We start from the raw sequence: 21,536 nt of genomic DNA on the forward strand, positions 1-21,536 counted from the left end.
TGATATACAGGGGGTGGGCGGCGAGCGCGGGTGCCATGCCGCCGGAAAAAGGATTGCGGTTATCGTTTAATAAAGGGCAGTACGGTCGGCAGTCCGCTACCCACGACCCGTACGTGATACATTCCGGGGGCCAGATGCCCGACGTCGATCGGGACATTCAGCTGCTGGCCGGGTTTTTCCCTTTGGAGCTTCGCTACCGTTCGGCCGTTCACGTCGAAAATGGTCAGGTCGACCCACCCGACATAGGGGGCCGCGTAACGGAGATTCAGCTCATCTCCGACCGGGTTAGGAAACACTTCCAACGACCCGGGCGTCTCCTGCAGCTTTTGGGCTACCGGCTCCCGATCGGGGGTAAATCGCATGAGTTGGGCGGAAGCACAATTCGTAGCGGCGGTACCCTCTCCCACCGGAAGGGTCGGAGAAAGGGATAATTTAAGCTTATCAAGCATGGTTCCCGATTCGCGGTTGGCCACTTCGATGGTATGCTGGCCAACCCCTAAGGAAAAGGTCAGGTCTACGCCATCGTCGTTGACTTTGCGCCATTCGAATCCGTTGGTGATCAGCTTCTCGTCCCCCACCTCTTTCCACATCTCGATCCAGCTGTAGTCGTCCACCTTGATCCACAGGGAATTCTTGCCAAAATCAGGAGCGCTTAACCGGAGGAACAGGTGGTAGTCTCCTGCGGTGGCAATGTCGAAGGAGTAGGCCGCCCGCTCGTCCGCCGGAGCGGTGCGGGGGTCCTCAATATTGCGCGTTCCGTTGTAAACGATGTAGGTACCATTGGATGCCCCGCCGCCAGAAACGGTGGACCATCCCGCGCCAACGTCGCCACACTCGATTTCCAGCCACTGGTCGGAACCGTCGTCCGCCACGTCTTCGCAGCTGTCGTCTACCCCACCTAAGCCCTGGGGTACCGTGGTGGCGGTGGTGAGGAAAAGCTTGTCGAGTTGGGTGCCGTCTTCCCGGTAAGCAATGTCGATGGTGTTCGTGCCCTCCCGCAGGTTTACGGTGCCCCGGGGGTATTCGCGCCAGACGAAACCGTCGTCGCCGGATAAACCGCGGCTCCAGGAATACCAGCTACCTCCGTTGACGCGGAGGTAGAAGGAGTCGTCGAGCCCGGAGGCGGCCAGCACGCGGGCAAAGAGGCGGTAGGAACCCGCCGCAGACGTATTGACCGAGAAGCGGATACGATTGGATGCGACGTCCGTAGGAGGGGAGTTGTAGGAATTTCCGGATTTCACGACGACGTAGCTACCATTGGACGCTGCACCTGCTGCCCCGACGCTCCACTTGGAACCCACGATCGCGCATTCGGCTTCCAACCAGAACTCGTTTTCGCCGGCCGCCGGCTCCGCGGTCACGGCTACGTTCACGACTTTCGAGGCCGTTGCGCCGTCGTCGTCCTTTACCGTGAGCGTGATGGCATAGTTGCCTGCCCCGAGCGTCACTACTTGCTGTTTGCCGCTACCGCTTCCACCCGACCACTTCCAGTTATAGGAAACGATGGATCCGTCCGGGTCGGTGGAGGTGCCGCCGTCGAGGGTCAGCGTCAGTGGCGCCACGCCGGAGGTGGCCGATGCGGTGGCGCGGGCTACCGGGGGCTGATTGGCAACCGTACCGCAGTTGCCGGCCGCTTCGCCCTGGCCGGTGGGCAGGGTATTTAGCCGCGAAATGAGGAGTTTGTCTAATTGGGTACCCGCCTCCCGAAAAGCGAAATCGATGGTGTTCGTTCCCTCCTTCAGCGAGGGAAAACTGTTGCCGGAGTAGAGATTCCACTGGAAACCGGTTCCCGGGTCGATATCCCTTTTCCATTCAAACCACGACTGTCCGTTTACCCGTACCCAGTAGGAATCGGAATTCACGTCCGGTGACAGCACGCGGGCGAGCAGGTAGTAAGGCCCCTGCTCTACGTCGTTGATGGTGAACCGGACGCGGTTGGCGGGCACGTCTTCCGGCCGGCTGCCGGTGGAGCTCTTCTCGGAAACGACATATTTTCCGCCGGAAGCGGCGCCACTGTTGGCGGTTATCCAGTTGCTGCCCACGCTGGCGCATTCGGCTTCCAGCCAGAAGTTTGTCGCGCGTGGAACGGGCTCCGGATTCACCGTAATGGTCACTACGTCCGTGGCGGATTTTCCCCGGTTGTCGCGTACGGTGAGGGTGATTTTGTAAGTGCCTTCGTCGAGAACCAGTTCCGGCGTCGGACCGGCGGCGGTGTTACCCGGCCAAGTCCAGGCATATTCGACGATGCTGCCGTCCGGGTCCCGGGATGCGGTAGCGTCCAGGGTTACCGTCAGGGGCGCATCGCCCGTTAACGTGCTGGCGGAGGCATCCGCTACGGGAGCGGTATTACTAGCAGTACCGCTTTCGCAGTTTGGATCGGCGAATACCTCCACGACGCTGATGCGGTCGCAGTTGCTGCCGGCGGCGAGCTTATAAATACCCGGCTTACTGACCGTCGGTTGTTGTGCCGTGCTGGTAAAGCCGTTGGGGCCGGACCAGCGGTAGGTGCCCGTGGAGGTAAATCCGCTGAGGCGAACCCGGCCATCGGTGCAATCCAGGACCTTGCCGGTGCCGGAGGTATTGGCATTGACCGAACAGGAAAGCGCGGCGTTGTCCACCACCAGGGCGAAGGTCGCACGGGCGGTCAGTCCATTGTAGTCTTTAGCCGTCACCTCGATCTCGTAGAGATTGCCTACGGCTCCGGAGGGGGCTACCATAGCGAAGGTGCCGGTCGTTTTATCAAATTTTACCCAGGTGGGTAGGGTGCCACCTCCGGCCAGGGACGCCGAGTAGGTGAAGGCGTTGCCGGGGTAGCCCCGGTCGAAAGCACCGTTGACGGTCATTTCCGCCGGCTTTCCTGCCTGTACGGTAAGGTTCGGAATTTCAAGACCGGTAGGTACGCCCTCGGGCCGCGCATTGATGATGTAGATGGCGTTATCGTTCCAGTCGCAGTTGGAAGAGCCCTCGCCACAGCCCGTCCCGATGTAATCCATCAGGGCAATGTATTCGTTCGGTACCGTACGGCCGTTGTGGTCGATGACGCGGTAGACGCGGATGGCGAGAATCTCGTCCCGGAGGGTTCCGCTCGGCGTGCCTCCGAGAGTGGTAAATCCGGCGATGTTGATCTTGAAGCGGCCATCGAGCCGGGAGGTGTACTTGCCGGCAATTTCACTGGATGCGTCCGTGGTCCGCGACAAAAGGCTTTGGTGGTAGGCGCTGCCGTGCACGAAGACCATATCGTTCAGCAGGACGTTCCTGTCACCACGGAGTTCGGTTTTCACCTGCCCCGGCCCGTGGAAGGCGGCCAACTGAAATGCTCGCATCGGTTTCTTCGGGTCGGCCTGTTCGAACCACCGCGACAGGATCAGGTCACCGTGCTTACCGGCATTGACGTCCGCTTCGGTGGGAAAGTCAGAGCTCGGGCGTACGATGTAGTTGCCGTACTGGTCTTTGCCCATCTCGGTCTGGAAGCCAAAGGAGGCGAATACTTTCTGGGCGTCTATTTCAAATCCCCCTTCCGGCTTATTCATGTAGGCGCCGCGGAAGGTCACGTTCACCTTGGCGGCATTGTCGGCGTTGCTGTCCATAACCAGCTTATCGGTGACCAGGCGCTTGGCTTGTCCGTAATCGGTCACGAAATTGACGGTTACCGTGATGTAGTTACCCGGCTCGATCAACAGCCCGCCGCTGGGGATCCTGGCGCCGGTGATGGTAAAGTTGGCGGTGTTGGTAGACGTAAGCTTCGTAATCTTAAGCGTGCCGGTACCATCGTTGTGAATGCGCATTTTGTTGCGATCCGCGGTGAGGAGTTGGGCCCCTTTGGTGTTGATCGGGTTCAGGATGCGGTGAAACGTGAAGAAGTCTTCGGCGGGGAAACCCCGATTGGTGCCGGGCACTTTCGTCATGTTCTCAACCCGAACGATGGCACCGCTGGCCGAAGCGGTTGCTCCTAGGTTGCCGGGACTAAACGGTCCGAAACACACCAGGAGCAGGAACAATGCATGGGGTAGACAGCTACCACTAAGCGTAAAGGTTGAGTGCATGTACGGTTGGTTAAGTGGTTATCCAAAAAGCAAGACACTAAAGAAAAATGGGCCGAAGCGGTCCGCAGGACTGCATGGCTTATAATTCCCGTCGATTTACTTTATGGAAGACCACCAACCTCAGCTATACTGCTCGGCCGGCATGGGTTTGATGCGCACAAATATCGTACTTATATTTTAAAACGGGTCCTTCTTACCGGGTTTTTTCCCGGCCTTCCGGGATTCGCCCGTCTAACACGAACGAAAAGGGCCGTATCTCCAGAGAGATACGGCCCTTTGATCCGGCGGGTCAGCCTAGGTTAATACACCTTTACGAAGGTGCTTACCGTGCTGCGATCCGCTTCGACGACTACACTGCGGTAGGTTCCGGCGGGTAAGTCGGTAGTATCCAGGGTCAGCTGCAGGCGCTCGTCCGTTTTGTCGAACTCCTGGTGGCTGACCGCCCGGCCGCTGCCATCGTACACCCGCAGCTCGACCCTTCCCCGGTACTCCGAACGTATGCTGACGTTCAGCAGGTTTCGGACCGGATTGGGATATAGGCTGACGAGCGACGCATCCGTAAGCGTATTCAAGCCGGTATCCTGATTCGCCGCCGGACGGAACATCGTCATCTCCGTGGACGATTCCCGGCAACTTGGTGCCTCGGGGCCGGTTCCGGACGGGAACACGTTGCTTCTAGATACAACGACTTTATCAAGTTGCGTCCCGGATTCCCGGTTAGCCACCGTTAGTACGTGCGACCCGGGGGCGAGGGATAAACGGACGGGATTTGCGTCGTCGGTAAGGGCAAACCATTCGAAGCCGTTGGTTAGGAACTGGTTGCCGGAACTGGTTTTCCAAAACTTCATCCAGGGGCCGTCGTCCACCCGTACCCAGAATGAATTTCTTCCGGGGTCGGGTGCATTCAGCCGAACGAATACGGAGTAATCCGCCGTCTCACTTACCGAGAAGGGAAATACTACCTGCTGGTCCGGATCATCGGTAGTAGGAGCATCGAAGGAAGACGGGCCGGAAAGCACGACGTAGGTCTGTCCGGAAGCTCCACTGTCCGGAATCCTCTGCCAACCCGCACCCACATCGGCGCATTCGGCCTCCAGGGCCAGGGGAGTGGAGGTCACCTGGGTAGTAGTCTGGTCCACCAGGCCGGCATCGTCGGTAACCGTAAGGGTAACCGTGTAAACCCCGGCCGGGAAGGTAACGGAGGTTACCGCTCCCTGGCTAGTGCCTCCATTCCAGGTCCATTCGTAGGTGGAAAGGCTACCGTCGGGATCGTAGGATGAACTTCCGTCCAGGGTTACGGTGAACGGGGCATCCCCAGCGAAGGGCCCACCGACGATTACCGCCACGGGCGCCTGCGGAGCGGAAGCCCCACAGTTGTCGGATGCTTCGCCGAAACCGGTTGGTAAGCGATCTACCTTATTCAGGTGCAGCTTATCCAGCTGGGTCCGACCTTCCCGGTAGGCGATTTCGATGACGTTCGAGCCGGCGGACAGGTTAATGGTTCCGGGCAGTTTATTCCAGAGGAACTCTTGACCCCGGCTGATACCCCGGCTCCATTGCACCCAGCTGCCGCCATTCACGCGTACCCAGAAACTGTCGCTGTCCGCGTCGGCGGCCAGCATTCTTCCGAAGACGTAGAAGGTTCCCGCTTCAGCGTTTGCTACCTCGAAACGGAGGTGGTTAGCTGCTTCATCCGGTGGCGCGGACGTCATGGATCGACGGTCGGGGATGTGTACGTAGGAACCCTGGGAGGCAAGCGCGTTGATCTCGACGGACCACCGGCTTCCCACCACCGCACATTCTGCTTCCAACCAATAAGCCGTACGGCCTGCCACGGTGCCCTCGCAGGCGTCACCAACGTTGTTGTTATTGGCATCTTCCTGGAGGGGGTTAAAAACGGTCGGGCAGTTGTCGGTGGCGTTGCGGACGAAGCCGGCCGGCTGGGTGCAGGCCAACTGACTGTCGGCGGGGTCCCCGAATCCGTCGCCATCGACATCGCGGTAATAGAGTTCGGCCGACTGCACGGCGGCGTCCAGCGGATTGCAATCGCTTCCGTCGGGTACCCCGTCGTTATCATCGTCCGGGTCACAAGCATCCCCCAGGCCGTCGCCGTCGAAATCCAGCTGGTCGGGGTTAGCCACGCTAATGCAGTTGTCTCCCGCTACGCGGACGAAATTCGCCGGTGCTTCACAGGCATCGATGCGGTTGTCCGGATCACCGAGCCCGTCACCGTCGAAATCGGCGTAGAAGGTACCCAGCCGCTGGTCCGGATTGTAAACGGTCGGACAGTTATCCTCCGCATCCACTATACCGTCCTCATCCAGGTCGGGCTCACCCGGCGTGCCCGAGCAGTTGTTGGCCGTCTCCCCGAATCCGGTGGGGAAGGAGGCGTCCTTATCCAGGTGGAGCTTATCCAGTTTGGTTCCGTCTTCGCGGTAGGCAAAGTCTATCGTGTGGCTACCCGCACCGAGCGCAATGGTGCCGTTCGGCTTCAGGTTCCAGGCAAAGCCGGTGGCCCGCTGGATGTTGCGCGTCCAGGCATACCAGCTACCGCCGTTTACCCGAAACCAGTAAGAGTCGTCTGCGTTGGTAGCGGCATCGATGCGCGCGAACACGTTGTAGTTGCCCGCTTCCATTTCCGGGGTAATGAACCGGATGTAATTCGCGGCAACGTCTCCGGGCGAAGTAGCGGTTGAGTTGGAACCCAGTACAACTACGTAGCGACCACCGCTGGCGGCAACATCCTCTACCGTCCTCCAGCTACTTCCGACGGTAGCACATTCGGCCTCCAGGGTGGTTGCGGTGACGTTTTCGGGGGGTGTGGAGGGACCAACAGTGATGGTCACCACGTCAGTCGCTTCCAACCCTTGGTCGTCGGTGACGGTCAGGGTAACGGCGTAGGTGCCCGCGGCGAAGGTGAAGGCGGGGCTAGCTCCGGTAAGCCGTTGGCCCGCCCAGTTCCATGCGTAGGAGGCGACGGTGCCGTCGGGATCGAAGGAATTGCTGCCATCGAAGCGTACCGCGAGGGGCGCCGTACCAGTCGTCGGGGTGGCGGCTGCCACGGCTACCGGCGGCTGATTGGTCGGCGTACCGTCGCAGTTGGTGGCGGGATCCCCAAATCCGCTCGGCGGAGTAGTGAGCTGGCTAAGCTGAATCTTATCCAGCTGGGTCCCATCTTCCCGGTAGGCAAAGTCAACGGTATTGACTCCTTCCGCGAGGGGAATACGGCCGCCGGGTTTCTGGTTCCAGTTAAATCCGCTTCCTCGTTGTACATCGCTGTTCCACGCAAACCAGTCCCCGTTGTTGACGCGTAACCAGTAGGAGTCGTCCGTATTGGAGGCCGCGCGTATTCTCGCGAAAACGGTATAGTCGCCCGCCTCCATGGTGGGGGTGATGAATCGAATCCGGTTTTCCGGGACGTCCGCGGGGGGGAGACTAGTGGCATTGCCCTGTTCCACTACCGCGTACCGACCCTCACTGGCCAACGCGTCGGTGACGATCGTCCAGCGGGATCCTACGGTGGCACATTCCGCTTCGAGGATGGCGGTCCTCTTCAAATCGCCGCTCGTAGGCTGGGTAGCCGTAATGCTGATCACGTCGGTGGCCTCGGCGCCGTCGGTGTCCGTCACCGTGAGCGTCACGTTGTAGCTGCCTTCCGTGAAGCTAAACCGGGGCGCTACGCCGGTGAGGCTTCCGGAGCCCCAGTTCCACGCATAGCTCGCAATCGTGCCGTCGCTGTCAAAAGAGCCGCTTCCGTCGAATTGTACCGCCAGCGGCGCTACCCCGGTGGTGGGGGTGGCCGTAGCCAGGGCCGAAGGCGCAACGTTCGGATCCAAGGACTCCGACAGGATTTCCAGCGCCGAGAGCTTGGGTTGGTTGGTGCCCCCTACTTCCGGGCGTGCGTCCAATTCCAGATCGATCGTTCCGTCCGTAACGGTTACCTGGAAAGGCTTGACGGTCGCGGTTTCGGATCCTACATCGGCGATGATGTCGTAATTATCCAGGACGAGGTCTCCTTCCAGGGTAACGTCAAAGATGCGGCTTCCGGTTCCTCCCGTTCCCCCGCCGCTGGCTCCGAAATAAACCTCGGCGAAGTGCAGATTGATGGTGTAGGTGCCGTTGGGCACGGGTATCGAGTAGCCGAACACCGCCGGGGGGGCGGCACTGCGTTCGCTTTGGTAGAGCGCGTCTACGGCCGCGGAAGCATTGATGTATTCCTTACCACCAATGAAGTTTACGTCGGTCACGAATTCCTTTCCTCCGTAGGTAAGGGTCGGTCCACCCGCGTTGATGCGAATGGCTACCGCTGGGGCTTCACCGCAGTCGACGGCCGGAAATACCTCCACGCTGCTGGTGCGGGGGCAGGAAGCCCGGTCACCCGTACCCGTGGATAGTTGGTAAATGCCGGCCACGGAGACGATGGGGTTGCGTTCGGTAGACGTGAAGTTTGCGGGGCCCGTCCATAAATAGGTATCCGTCGAGCTACGGCCGCTGAGTTGGACGCTTCCGGAATCGCAGTCGAGTACTTTTACCAGGCCGTCGTCGTTCGCTTCGACCTCACAAACAATCGCGTCATCTTCCACCGTAATGGTGAACGTGGAGGTTGCGGTAAGCAGGTTGTAGTCGGTCGCCGTGACCTGGATGCTGAACTGCTGCGCGAAGGCTTCGGCGGGTGCGGTCAGGCTGAAGGTGCCGGTTGCCCCGTCGAGGGTGATCCAGGCGGGGAGGGACGCACCGCCGACAAGGGTAGCCGAGTAGCGAAGGCGATTCCCGGGATATCCCTTATCGAAGGCCTGCGCCACGGCGTAGTTCTGCGGTTCGTCTACCTGGACCGTCAGATCGGCAATCGGCGCGGCGGTCGGGACACCTACCGGTCGGGCATTGATCAGATAAGCGGTATTGTCGTTCCAGTCGCAGTTGGCGGAGCCTTGACCGCAGCCCGAACCGATGTAATCCTGATTGACGATGTACTCGTTCGGGATTACGTTTCCGGATGCGTCGATGGCGCGGTAGATTCTGATCCCGAGAATCTTGTCGGGGTCGGTGCCACTACCCAGGGTGCTGTATCCGGCAATAGTGATCTGGAAGGGTTCGCTTACGACGTTTGCCCGGTCGCCGGCGATCTCGGTCGACGTATTGCTCCGTTTGGGCAACAGCGTCTGGTGGTAGAGGTCGCCGTGCTCGTAGCGCAGGGCGCTTACGATCTCGTAGTTCGCGTTTCGCAGGGAGATACCGACGCTGCTGGGTCCGTGCAGGGCCGATAACTGCATCATCTGCATCGGCTTCGACGGATCGGCCTGAACGAAGAATCCCGAAAGGATCATATCCCCTTCCGCCCCGGAATCGACTTGTTCGGCGGTCGGGAAATCCGAGCTCGGACGCACGATGATGTTGTTGTTCGCATCGCGCCCCAGTTCGGTGGAGAAGCCGAATGCGTCGAAGACCTGCTGCGCTGTGATTTCGTTCCCCCCCTCCGGACGGATCATGTAGGCACCCCGGAAGGTGGCCCGGGTGTCGGAGGCGTTGTCGGCATTGCTGACCAGAACCAGCGATTCGGTAACCAACCGCTTTCCGGAACCTCCAGTCGTCACGAAGGTGACGGTGGCATCGACGAAGCCACCCGGAGCAACCGATAGCCCTCCCGCGGGGATCGTTAATCCAGTGACCGTAAAGTTGGCGGGATTCGTACTCGTGATGTCGGAGATGACCAAGGGATTCGTCCCGTCGTTATGGATACGGACCACGTTCTGATCGTGCATCAAGGTGACTTGTCCGATGCTGTTGATCGGATCGTTGTTGCGGTGGAAGGTGAAGAAATCCTCCGCCGGGAAGCCGCGCTGCGTGCCCGGTACTTTGGTCATGTTCTCGATCCGTGCCAGGGCCCCGCTGGGTGCCAGCAGGGAGAAGCTTACGGAGTCGGTTGCCTGGTTGCCATTGTTATCCGAGGCGACAAAGCGGACGTGGTAATCGAATTGAGCGGCTCCATTGGGGAGGTCGAGCGATAGGGGTCCGGTGTAGTCGGTGAAGGTCACGCCGTCAAGACTGTACTTCAGGGTGTTGATCCCGCTGCCGGAGCGATCGGTGGCGGAGATGGTGACTACCACATTGCCCCGGTAGTTCCCTTGACCGTCTTCCTGTCCGTCCACGATTGCCGCCACGAGCGGCGGTGCGTTCGCCACGTCGATCTCGGCAATGTTCAGATAAAGAATTTTGGTATTCCCATCCGCTGTTGCGCCGACGTCGTCCAGGGTAAGCTTGCCGTCCAGTACCTCGACCAGGGCAATGCCGGAACGGTAGTATTCGGCGGCCGTAGGAACGAAATCGTCGATCACGACTACGCCTTCCGCGCGAATGGTGTGTCGGCTGTCGAGGTAATCCGGGTCACCCGCGGCCAGTTCCACCTGGTAGGTGCCATTCGGGAGGGCGATTTCCCAATCCCGGGGAACGTTGTTGTTGATGCGGTCGAACATATTCAGCGACCGGAGGAGCTTATTCGCATCCGAACTGGCTTCGGTCACACCGCGCTCGGCGCCCCGCGCCTGGGCCGTGTTATCGGTGGGGAGGCGGGTGGACGGATCGATCCACCCGTATTCCAGCCCGTTGCCCCGGCTACCGTAGGCAAGGCCAACGTCAGCTACATAGCTCGCGGGAGGGGTGAAGGTTCCATCCTGGAAATTGATCCGCGTACTGTAGATGGCCTCCCGGGTAACGGAAGCCGTAACGAACAGGGTAGCCGGCGCAAAGCCCGGTGCGGTCGCGGTTACGGTTCCTTCGTAGACGCCTTCGCTCAGCAGCGTAGCGTCGACGGCGAAATCCATGGGGGTACCTAAATCGGTGGAGCCGGGCAATACGATCCAGCTTTCGCTTGCGATCAGCGTTACCTGGTTGCTACCCAGCGCGGAGCTGGCGGTCAGGGTGCTGCTCCGGCTTGCGGAGACGTCGCCGGTCTGTACGGGAAGGTTTATCGTTTCCGGATTAAAGGCCAGCACCTGCGCGCCGGCGGCATACGGCTTCACGTTGGTCAGTAGGTAGACGTAGTCCTGATAGTCCCCGTTGCTGGCATCTTCAAAGGTCACCAGGTAGCTATTGGCGACCAACTGCCCGGTGCGGTCCCGAACCGGATAGATGCGGCTGCGGTGGGCGATTCCGGTATTCAGTACGTCCTCGGTGTAGTTGACCCGGTTGAAGGTGTTGGACTTCACGTAGATGCCGAAAAAGGCACCGAGGGGGTCAAAACTGGCGGCGGTACCTTCCTCTACCGCGGGGAAGAGGGTCTGGGCGTTCGGTAGGTCACCCTGTCCGAGTTGCGCGCCGACTTCGTTGAGCGTTACGGTTCCGCCCAGATTGGTGTACCAGCCGAAGGGAAGCCGCTCGGCGGGAGAGTAGCGGGCGACCGGGATAATACCGACCATTCCCGGTCCGGCTGCTTCGAACAGGGGCACCAGCACTTCCTCACCCATCGGAGCGGGGGACGTATTGCTGGCCAGGGTAGTCCAGCCGACGTCGATGCCGATGCCGAGCGCGTCCACGACATCCTGCAAGGGAGGCTCTTCACCCCCTTCGAATCCGGCCTTCTTCAATCCGTGCAGACCGACGGAGAAAGCTTCTCCTTTGTTCCCGTTACCGGCAATGGATAAGCTGGCCTCCTGGTAGCCAAGGTCGGACGAATTCAGGTTCGGGGCATACGTGACGGTATACGTCGTGGTTTCACCGGGAGCCAGGGTAGCCGTTGCGGGGCCGGTGAAGGTGAACTGGCTGGCAAAGGGGCCCTCCAGCGTGACACCGGTGATGGTGAGGTCGGTATTGCCTTCGTTGGTAATGATGACATCTTTCGTGTCCGTGGTTTGCCCCTCGGCATTGGTGGTAATCTCGAAGATGCGTTCGGCGGGAGCGGCTGCGATAATCGCTTCGGGCAGGGCCGGGACGTCGGCGCGCAGCAACACGAGTTGCTGATTCAAATTGCCGTCCCGGTCGTACTGGGCGGCGTAAAGGTTACCGGTCCGAAGGTCCTCTACCACTTCGAGCGGATCGTCCATTCCCTGAAGTCCGGGAACATCGGGGTACTCGGCGATTACGTCGCCGGAGCTATTGCCCGGTTGGAGCACGAGAATGTCGTCCTGGCCGCTGAAACGCGTCACCAGGAGCATGCCCTTCAACTTGCCGTCAAAAGCGTTGGATCGATACTCCAGCGCACCGTTTGGCGACTTGTTTTTACCGAAGTCAAAGGCGACCTCCAGGTAATTCGGGTCGGGGCCCAGGTCGCTGGGGTACTTGTTCACGTCGACGTAGGATGCCTCTACCTGGCCGGGCAGCCCGGAATAGGCCCGGCCGCCGTGGTTGAGCACGAATTCTCCGCGGTAGGGGTTGGGGTGGCCATGGTAGCTCCCGCCCCTGGATTTGAAGAGCCAGTCTTTCTGTGTTTCGCCGCCCGTGACACCCGGGATAGTAGGATCGGTAAAGTAGGTGCCGTTGGGACGACGAACGCCACTCCGGTCCGGATCCGCTGTCGTGTAAAGCAACGAAGCCGGAGTATTGGGAGAGTTGGAATTGTTGCCGGCCGTACCGTTCGTCGGGATGTACATCCAGCCGTTGGAATGGAAAACCATATCGTAGGCGTTCCGAATGCCGGTGGCGAAGAGGGTAACCGGGGAGTCGGCCGAGTACGGGTTGTAGGTGCCGTCGGACATCGTAGTCCCGGTAGCCGGGGCGGCGTTGATCACGGCGATATTGTCCGTGGTGAACAGGCTCAGGGGAAGTTGGGTCGGCAACTTGTCGAGCTCGACGCGCAGCACCGCGGCGGCTAATAGCCGCTCCTTGCGGAAGTTCCAGGCCAGGTCGGGCTCGCCGCCGGCCGAGTTGCTGCCCTGGACGATGAAGAGATCGTTGTCGGGGCCTACGATTACACTGTTCGTCAGGTGGTCCTTAGCGGAGCGCGGGAGGTGGATGAGCACGTCCTCCACCGTTTCGAAATTCGGTCCGCTAATCCGGGTAAGCTTCCCGTCCCACTCCGGCCCGTTCGTGAACGTGAGCGCACTATGGGTGATGTAGGCCACGGGGTTTTCCGGCGTGGAAGTCGGCGCGAAGGTCAGGCCGATGATCAGCCGGTCGTCGGGTGCCGGCGTACCGGTTACCGGGTGGGTGCTTCCGCGCAGATCGATGGTGAGTTCTTCCAGGTCGGTGAGGGTTCCGTCATCGGCGATGGTCCAGCGCTTGATGACCTCTCCGGTGGTCGAACCGTAGAGTTTGCCATCCGGGCCGATCACCAGGCTGGTGAAGCGATCAATGACCCCTTCGCCCAGCGCGCTTCCCCTGACGGGGGTAAAGCTGACGCCGGTCAGGTCGACGGGCGTATTCGTGTCGTCTTCCGAAGTCGTAGTGAAGCTGGTGACCAAGGGTTCAAACGGGATGCGGGTGGTGAGGTCGTTCACTTTATTCGCTTCCACGCCGATGATCTCGAAGACGTAGACCGTCGACTTTTTCAGGTTGGTGGAAGGCGTGAGGGTGATGGCGTCGCCGCCCCCGGTATCGTTGGCGTTGGAGGGCACCTCTTCCAGCCCCGCAGCGGTTTGTTCGTATAGCTTCACGTTGCCGACCAACGAGTTTTTGTCCAATTCGTATCCCGCCGGCGTGTTGACCACCGCCGTGATCTGGAAGTTGGTCACCGCGACCTTGTTTTCCCCGTTGGCGGGGGTGACATCGGAGAAATAAGCGATCGGTGCTCCATTGATGCCACTGATCTCCACCGCCATGATCTTGACGTTGAAACCGCCGGTGGCTTCCAGGGTGAGCCGACCGTCGGTCAGCGTGACGTTCCCACTGCCGGTGAAGATGTTCTGATTCGTGTTCTGGGTAACGGGGTTGTCGACGAGTACAACGCCTTCCGAACTGATGCGGTGCCGGACGTTCGGTTCGTTTTCGGTGTCCGTATCGCCGACCGTAACTCGCACCTGATAGCTTCCGTTGGGCAAGGCAATCTCCCACGATCCGGGAGTGGGGGTTCCGTTGGTGCCGCCGGTGTCGCCATACTGCATGTGGATCAGCGTTTCGGCTAGGGTATTGACATCGGGGTCCGGGGCGCGGTTCCGACCGTTTCCTTCCAGGCTGACGGGCGTGGTCGTGCCCGGGCTCACCCATCCGAAGGTGTAGGCGCCTTTGTTGGCGTAGGGCTGGCCATAGTCGCGCAAATATCCCTGCGGGGCTGGCGTAGCGGCGTCTGAAAAGTTGATCCGTAGGGTAGAAGCGACCGGATCTTCCTCGGCCGGCTTTACGTTGCGCGCGATGACCACGATATCCTGATAGTCAAATCCGCTGATATGCTCCTCCGTGGCAATTACGTAGGCATTGGCTTCGCCGGGAAGGGCGTAGACGCGCACGTGGTGAGGAATGGCTCCGGAAAAGGTATTCAGGGCATCTTCACTGTACAGGTGGCGGTTGGCGAAGGCGGGCCAACGGCTATAAAAGCCGAAGGGCTCACTACCGGGGTCGAAGGAAAGCGATCCGGTCGGGACCGGATTTAGCGTCTGGCCGCTTCCGGCTCCGTTGAGGGCCACGGTGAATAATTCATTCCGGCTTGCCGGGTCGCCGCTGGTATACCATCCGAACCCGACGATGGGGTTGTTGCTCTCGGGGCCGTAGACGGACAGCACTTCCAGGGTCACGTTGCCGGTGCCGGTTTGCTCGAACCGCTCTATTTTTAATTCATCCCCGAGCAGGTCGTTGTACGTTTTGCCAGCCGGCAGATCGATGAGGTTAGTGGCTACCTGCTGATCGCCAACCGAGATACCCAGTCCGTAAGTATGGAAGATATACTGAAGCGAAGGCTCGTTGGTGCCACCGGTGCCGTCTTTACCCAGTCCACTAAGCCTCACCGTAGCGGGAGAAGCATTCCCGGCGGAAACCGTAAGGGTCGCCGCGTGATTGCCCTCCGTGCCGGGGGAGAAGCGAACGGTGAGGGTCGCGGATTCGGTTGGTGCGAGCTGGGCGGGAAGCGTAGCCGAGGGCAGGCTGAAGGCCGTCGATCCCGTCAGCGTGGCGACGGGATTCAGCAGCGTAGCCGTTCCCGTATTGGTTACGGAAATAGTAGTTTCCTTTCCGGTCGTTCCGACCACTTCGTCCACTACCACGCGGGAGGGGTTAAGGCTGATCACCGGCTCGTCGGCCATCACCCTGACGAGGAGGTCCAGCGCCGCGGTTTCGTAGCCGGTAGCCGTGGCAAGTATGGTCGTAGCATACGTTCCTACCGGGAGGTTGGGCTGTACCCTGAAGCTGAGGGCCCCCGGAGCGGGATCGATCGGTAGGATCAACCAGCCGGACGCATCGGCATCTTCGGAGAACGAGATCTCCGGTGTACCGCTATCGCTTACCGACAGCGTGGATACCAGGGCCGGGATGGTAGCTCCTTCCGCATAGGAGACCTGGATGCTTTCCGGAGAGAAGCTGAGGAAAGCCGGGGGGGCTTCTGCCTCGATCGTGAAGTTGTTAAAGACGAACTTCATTGGCTCCGTTACCGCAGCGCGTCGATGGGTGCCGTGGATGCCCGCGAAAGACAGCGAGGGGGTGGCGGGATCGTTGTCGTGATCCCGGCCGGTTAGGAACCCCGTGGGCAATACCACCGAGTTGACGCCCAACTCGGTAACCAGCACTTCCGGGTTCTGATTGATCTGGTAATACCCTTGCAGGATGCCGGTAGCGGGGTCGATCTCCATCCGCAGGCGAAGGGTGGAAGCAGTCGCCGGCACGATTGCCGCGTCTATCTCCGTGATTACTACGACAGCGGGGTTGGCCGGGTCCAGATGTTCCAGCGAGAGCTGCACCTGCTGTTCGGTATCGCTTCGCTTGATCACGACCAGTTTGGCGAAGTTGTCACCATCGAGGCCGTACCACAGCCCCGCCTGTTGGAAGTTGTTGCCGGCGCTCTGGGTGTAATCCGGTTGATCCAGTACGGTGGTGATCGTGAACGGCGTCGTCTGTGGCGTCAAGCCCACCCCAAGGGCGTTTACCTGGCTATTGTTGTCGCTACTGGCCGGAGGTAGCTCGTAGTTAATACCCTTGGTGGTCGTTACGATTAGTTTTCCACCGGAAATGGCGAGCAGGTCTTCCTCCAGGCCCGGTACGGAGGGAGTGGAAGGGGTGGCCGGAAACTGGTTGATGGCGGGCGGATCGACCATCGTGAAACCCGAGCCGATGATGCCACCGGCATCCCCTTCGAACGATAGGTCGAGCGGAAGGGATACGGCGATCGCGCTACAGGGCAGCGGACTAAGCGGGCTGCAAGCAACTTCCTCCACGACGATGGAAAAGGTCTGCTCGTCCATTTCTTTTCCGTCGGAAACGGTAATGGTGATTCCGGTGTAAGTGCCGGCGTCATTCGCCGTCGGACGCAGGGTCAACGTGGCCGTTCGGTTCCCATTGTCGGTCAGCACCGCAAATGCCGGCAACTGGTCGTTGGATGAGAAGGTAAGCACGTCCAGTCCGTCCGCATCCGTTGCCGTAAGCGTGACCGTACGCGCTTGTCCTGCCGTCGCGCTCAAATCCCCGATCAGGGCCAGGGAGGGTGCCGTGTTCGTGGTGGTCAGGGAGAGGGAAGCGGTAGCCGGGACACTCGCCTGACCGGCATCGTCCGTTACGGTGAGCCGGACCGTATAGTCGCCCGCAACGGTGTACGCATGGCTGGGTTGGACGCCGCCGCCCGTGCTGCCGTCTCCGAAATCCCAGTCGTAGGTAAGCGGACCGCCTTCGGGGTCGCTGGAGGCGGAAGCGTCAAAACTGACGGTAACGGGTACGGCGTTTCCTGCGGCCATGGTCGTGAAGCTGGCTACGGGTAACTCGTCCACGTCAGTAACCGTGACCGTGACGGTAGCCGTGGTGGTGGCCGTGGCGTCGCTGGCGGCTACCGTCAGGGCATAAGACTCCCGGTTTTCAAAGTCGAGGCTGCCCGCAAGGCGGAGCGCGCCGGAGACCGGGTCGAGGGAGAAGAGCTGGTCCTCGTTACCCCCAACCAGCGCGAAGCGAATGGGGTCGCTTTCCGCGTCGCTCGCTTGCAGGATGCCGATCAGTGCATTCGAGGTGGTGCTTTCGTCGATAGAAAAGGATTGATTCACGAAGGCCGGGGGGTGGTTCTGGGCCAGGCTGAAGTAATCAAACGTAGCGTCGAAGGGGTCACCGTTGCGGTAAGTAGCGTACACGCCGGCGAAACTCATCGCTTGGGAAGGAGTACCCAGGCTCCTGCCGCCAAAGTAATTAGCGGGAAGATTCATGGAGGACGCGCCACCTACGCTCAGGAGTCGGGGCGCACCGCCGTTGACCGCATAGAAAGCTCTTGCCGTGCGGCCGACGGGGTCGATATACAACTGCAGCACGACCAGCTGACCGCTCACCCCGGCGGCTTCCTGTTGGATGCCGTCGTTGCTGTCGTTGTTGGACACGCTTCCGACCTCGCGCCGTAGCTCTACCCGGTCGCCGTTGATGTTGAGCTTGATGAAGTTGTCTTCGTCAATGCCGAACCACAGGCCCGCCTGGGCCGATCCGAGGCCGGTCTGCAGTCCGAGCAACCGCGTTTCGATGAGGAAGGGTGCGGTGAAGTCCGTGATTCCCACGCCCAGGTTGTTGATGTGCGTATTCGTCCGAATATCTCCCGTACGCGCCAGGTAATTAATTCCCTTGCCGGCGCTGATGGTGAGGTTACCGGCGGCTACGTTCAGTCGCGAGGGTTCGTAGCCGTTGACGGCAGGGTAGGTCGGGGTACCGTCTTCGGTGAGGCGGGGCTGACTGTGGTTGTCCACCATCGTAAACCCGGTTTGCGCTCCGCCGCCATCCGCTAGGCCACCCTCCAGGCCGTCAAAGCCAAGTAGGAAGGGAAGGGCGACCGGGATGGCGTCGCAGGAAAGCAAACTCACCGGACTGCACGGGGCCTCCTCCACGGTCAGCATAAAGGTCTCCTCGTCGGTCAGCAATCCGTCGGATACGGAAATGGTAATGCCGGGATAACTACCCGCGTCACCGGTGAGGGGCGTCAGCGTAAGGGTAGCCGTTCGGTCGCCGTTATCCGTAAGCTGGGCGAAGGGGGGAAGTTGGTCGTTGGCAGAGAAGGTGAGACCATCCAGCGCATTCGCATCATCGGCCGTCAGGACGATCTGACGGGGCACGTTTTCGGCAACCGTAATCGGACCGATTGCGGCGAGCGCAGGTGCGGCGTTTTCCGCGGAAAGCGATAAAATTTCCGTAGCGGCGACACTTGTATTTCCGTTTTCGTCGATCACGTAGAGGATTACCGTATAATCTCCAGCCTGATCGTACGTGTTGGTCGGCGACTGTCCGGAACCTGTTCTCCCATTCCCGAAAAACCAATCGTACGTAAGCGCGCCCCCCTCCGGGTCCGAGGATTCGGAGGCATCGAAGCTTACGGTGACGGGGACGGTGCTACCCGGAGCGGATACGGTAAAGGCCGCCGTCGGTATCTCGTCGTTATCGGTCACCGTTACCGTGACGGTAGCGGGCACGGTGGAGGTGCCGTCACTGACTTCTACCTGCAGCGTGTAGCTGGTGACCTGTTCGTAATCCAGCGGGCTGGCTAGCCGCAGGTCGCCACTTTCGGCGTCGAGCGCAAAAACGCCGCTTTCGTTACCGGAGAATATGGAGTAGCTCAGGTCTTCCGTATCCGGGTCGATTGCCACGATCCTGCTGATCACGCTGCCGACGATCACACTTTCACTCACGGGAAAGCTTTGGTCGGCGATGACCGGTGGCGCGTATCCGGGCAGCGGGGCGACTTCAAAGTAGTCGTAAGTCGCATTGAAGGTGGCACCGTTTCGATAGGAAGTGTACACCCCGGCGAAACTCATCTGCGTAGCCGGCTCGCCGATCGTGCGTCCGGTGAAAAAGGCCTCCTGCAGGGCAATGGTAGCGCCACCTACGTTCAGCAGTTGTTCGCTTCCGCCGTCGATGGAGTAGTAAGCGGTCGCCGTCCGGTTGGTCGGGTTTATTTCCATGCGCAGCATGACGTTCCTACCGGATACGCCGGCCGCCAGCTGCTGAATCTGCGTGCCGGCGGCGGAGAAGTCTCCTCCCTCCTCGCTACGGAGTTCCACGTTGTCGCCGTTGACGTTCAGTTTGATGTAATTATCCTCGTCGGTGCCGAACCAGATACCGGCCTGGGCGAATCCGGCGCCCGTGTTGATACCGAGCAGTTGGGTCGAAATACTGAACGGCAGGTCCAGATCGGTGAGGCCGACACCCAGGGTGTTGATCTGGTTGTTGTTATTGGTCGAGGTTGTGGGGGTTCCGAAGGCAATGCCCCGTCCGGCCGTCACGATCAGATTTCCGGCCGTTACGTCCAGTCGCGACGGTTCGTAGCCATTCACCTCCGGAAAGGTTACCGCACCGTCTTCGGGCATGCGGGGTGCGGAGTAATTGTCGACCATGGTGAAGCCGGTGAGCTCCCCGTCCTTGTCGCCGAGGCCGGCCTCCGTACCCGTGAAGGAGAGGCGGTAGGGCAGGGATACGGGGATCGTGCTGCAATCGAGCAGACTGATCGGACTGCATTCCGCTACCGATACGGGTTCCTCGGTCGGCGTGATGACGGCGTAATTTATTTTCGTGTTGTTGGCCAACGGGTGATTGGCGTTGATGGTCAGTTTACCATCCGTGACTTCGACTACACCGACCCCGTAAGCGTAGCGTCCCGGATCACCGTCGGGCAATGCGGGGTTCACGTCGAACACGTCGATGATGGTCACGTCCTCCGCCTGAATGAAATGGTCCGGCGTTTCAGAAAGGGCGCTGTCCTGGTTCGGATCGCCAACGCTCACCGCTACCTGGTACCATCCGTTCGGGACCGCTATTTCCCAGGATCCTTCGTTGCTGCGGTTCCCGCTTGTCCAGCTACCGACATCGTTGCCCTGCATGTGCGCGAGGGTTTGCTGGAGTAGGTCTAACTGCGGGTACGCCCCCCGGTTCCGCCCGATCCCGTTGCTCGGGGTGGTCATATCGATCGGGCTTCCGTTAGAAAGTAAGGTCCATCCGTAGGTAAGGCCGGAAGGCTTGGGCCCGTAGGCCTGGCCGAAATCGGCGTAGTATCCGGCGGGTGGAGTAGTGGCCTGATCCTGGAAATTGATCTCGTAGGGGAAGGCAACCTCGGGCGGCTCCGGGGTGAGTACGTCGGTCACTACGTCCGAATAGCTCGTACTGACGCGGATCGGGCCGACGAAGGCCTGGTTACCGGCCGCGCCGGTGGTGCTGATGAAGAGTCGCCCCATGCTCGGAGTTCCGCTGACGGTATGCGTACCGGCTGCCGTCCACGTCGTCTCTGTATCGGTAAGTTCTGGAGCGGTGGTCCAGTGGTACGTGATCGTATTCAGACCGTCCCATACTCCGCGCACCACGAACTGCAGCGTATTACCCGGAATGATCGGGACGTTCCCGTTGTCCGAGGCCGCTCCGCCTAGTCCGATACGGGCGATGAGTCCGCTTGTCCCCTTCGCGATTTGCTGGCGGATCCATTGCTGGCCGTTCGGAGCGTCTATCCGTATAGCCACCCGGATCCGGGCGGTAGCGGTGCCGGCCAGGGAAGTAACGTTGAAATAGGTGCCAAAGTAATAGGGTTCGTTGGCGACAAGATCCACCGGGTTGTCCGTCAGCGGTTGATAATCGTGGGCGTGATTGCCCTCGCTAAACGAAAGGCTGTGGGTCACCTCGGGTATACCGGAGGTAATTACCGGGATTACCGCATCGGTACTGTTTTCCTTTATCCAATCCGGTGCGGCAATAACGTGCAGGTCGCCCTCCCCGTAGGTATCGAAGTTCTCCAGTAATGGGAGAATATTAGCCTGGGAAATGAGGAATAAGGGCAATAATAGGGCCGTCAGCGACAGGCCGGCTGTCGCGTAGTTGCGGTTGTTCATTCGTGTTGTTCTTAGTGTTGTAAAGGACTTAAACTAGTATAACTGGGTATTAACGTGAGATATCAATGAGTAAAAAGGTAGTAAAGACGGCTGACGCCGTTTTTAAATGATTTCCAAGGGTATGCGCGACCGGCGTGTCATCATATAATGATTGTGCTAATTCGTGCACTGTTTACCGTACCGAATTAATCGAAATCCGGCCCTGGATGATCAAATCCGAAAACATACAATTATCGCTTACTAACCTCGTGCTTCAGGGTTGAACTAAACAATAGCTTCCCTCCGACAGGCGGGACGAACAACCCACTGAAAGCCGCGCAAGCTGGACCTTACAGGGCCTCACCCGCAAGGTCACCAGACTAGGTGGGGTTTTCGTTCGGGCACTGTAGCGTCGCGCAGGCAAGTGAAGGTGCAGCTTAGTTCGGCCTTCCGGCACAATTAGTTCAAATACAAGGAATTTCCCTCCGGATAGTATCCGTTGGGATGTAATAATGCCGGTCAATTCCGGCCTGTCAGGTTTGGGTAGAGGTGTGGGTGTCAACGTCAGCCTGGTAAAATATCCATTCTCAAGCATTCTATTCGAGACGGACCGACA

Annotated in this window: 2 protein-coding genes; both read right to left on the reverse strand. The window is 59.9% G+C overall.

The genetic code is table 11. The annotated features are described in order from the left end of the window. Positions 1–59: 59 nt before the first annotated feature. Complete coding sequence (locus CLV84_RS07390) at positions 60–4,043, reverse strand: PKD domain-containing protein (protein WP_104419074.1); 3,984 nt, start codon at positions 4,041–4,043, stop codon at positions 60–62. A gap of 299 nt (positions 4,044–4,342) precedes the next feature. Further along, positions 4,343–20,941: a PKD domain-containing protein gene (locus tag CLV84_RS07395; protein ID WP_104419075.1), complete on the reverse strand. Its 16,599-nt coding sequence runs from the start codon at positions 20,939–20,941 to the stop codon at positions 4,343–4,345. Positions 20,942–21,536: the final 595 nt, after the last annotated feature.

It is taken from the genome of Neolewinella xylanilytica (genome assembly GCF_002934605.1).
Classification (GTDB): domain Bacteria; phylum Bacteroidota; class Bacteroidia; order Chitinophagales; family Saprospiraceae; genus Neolewinella; species Neolewinella xylanilytica.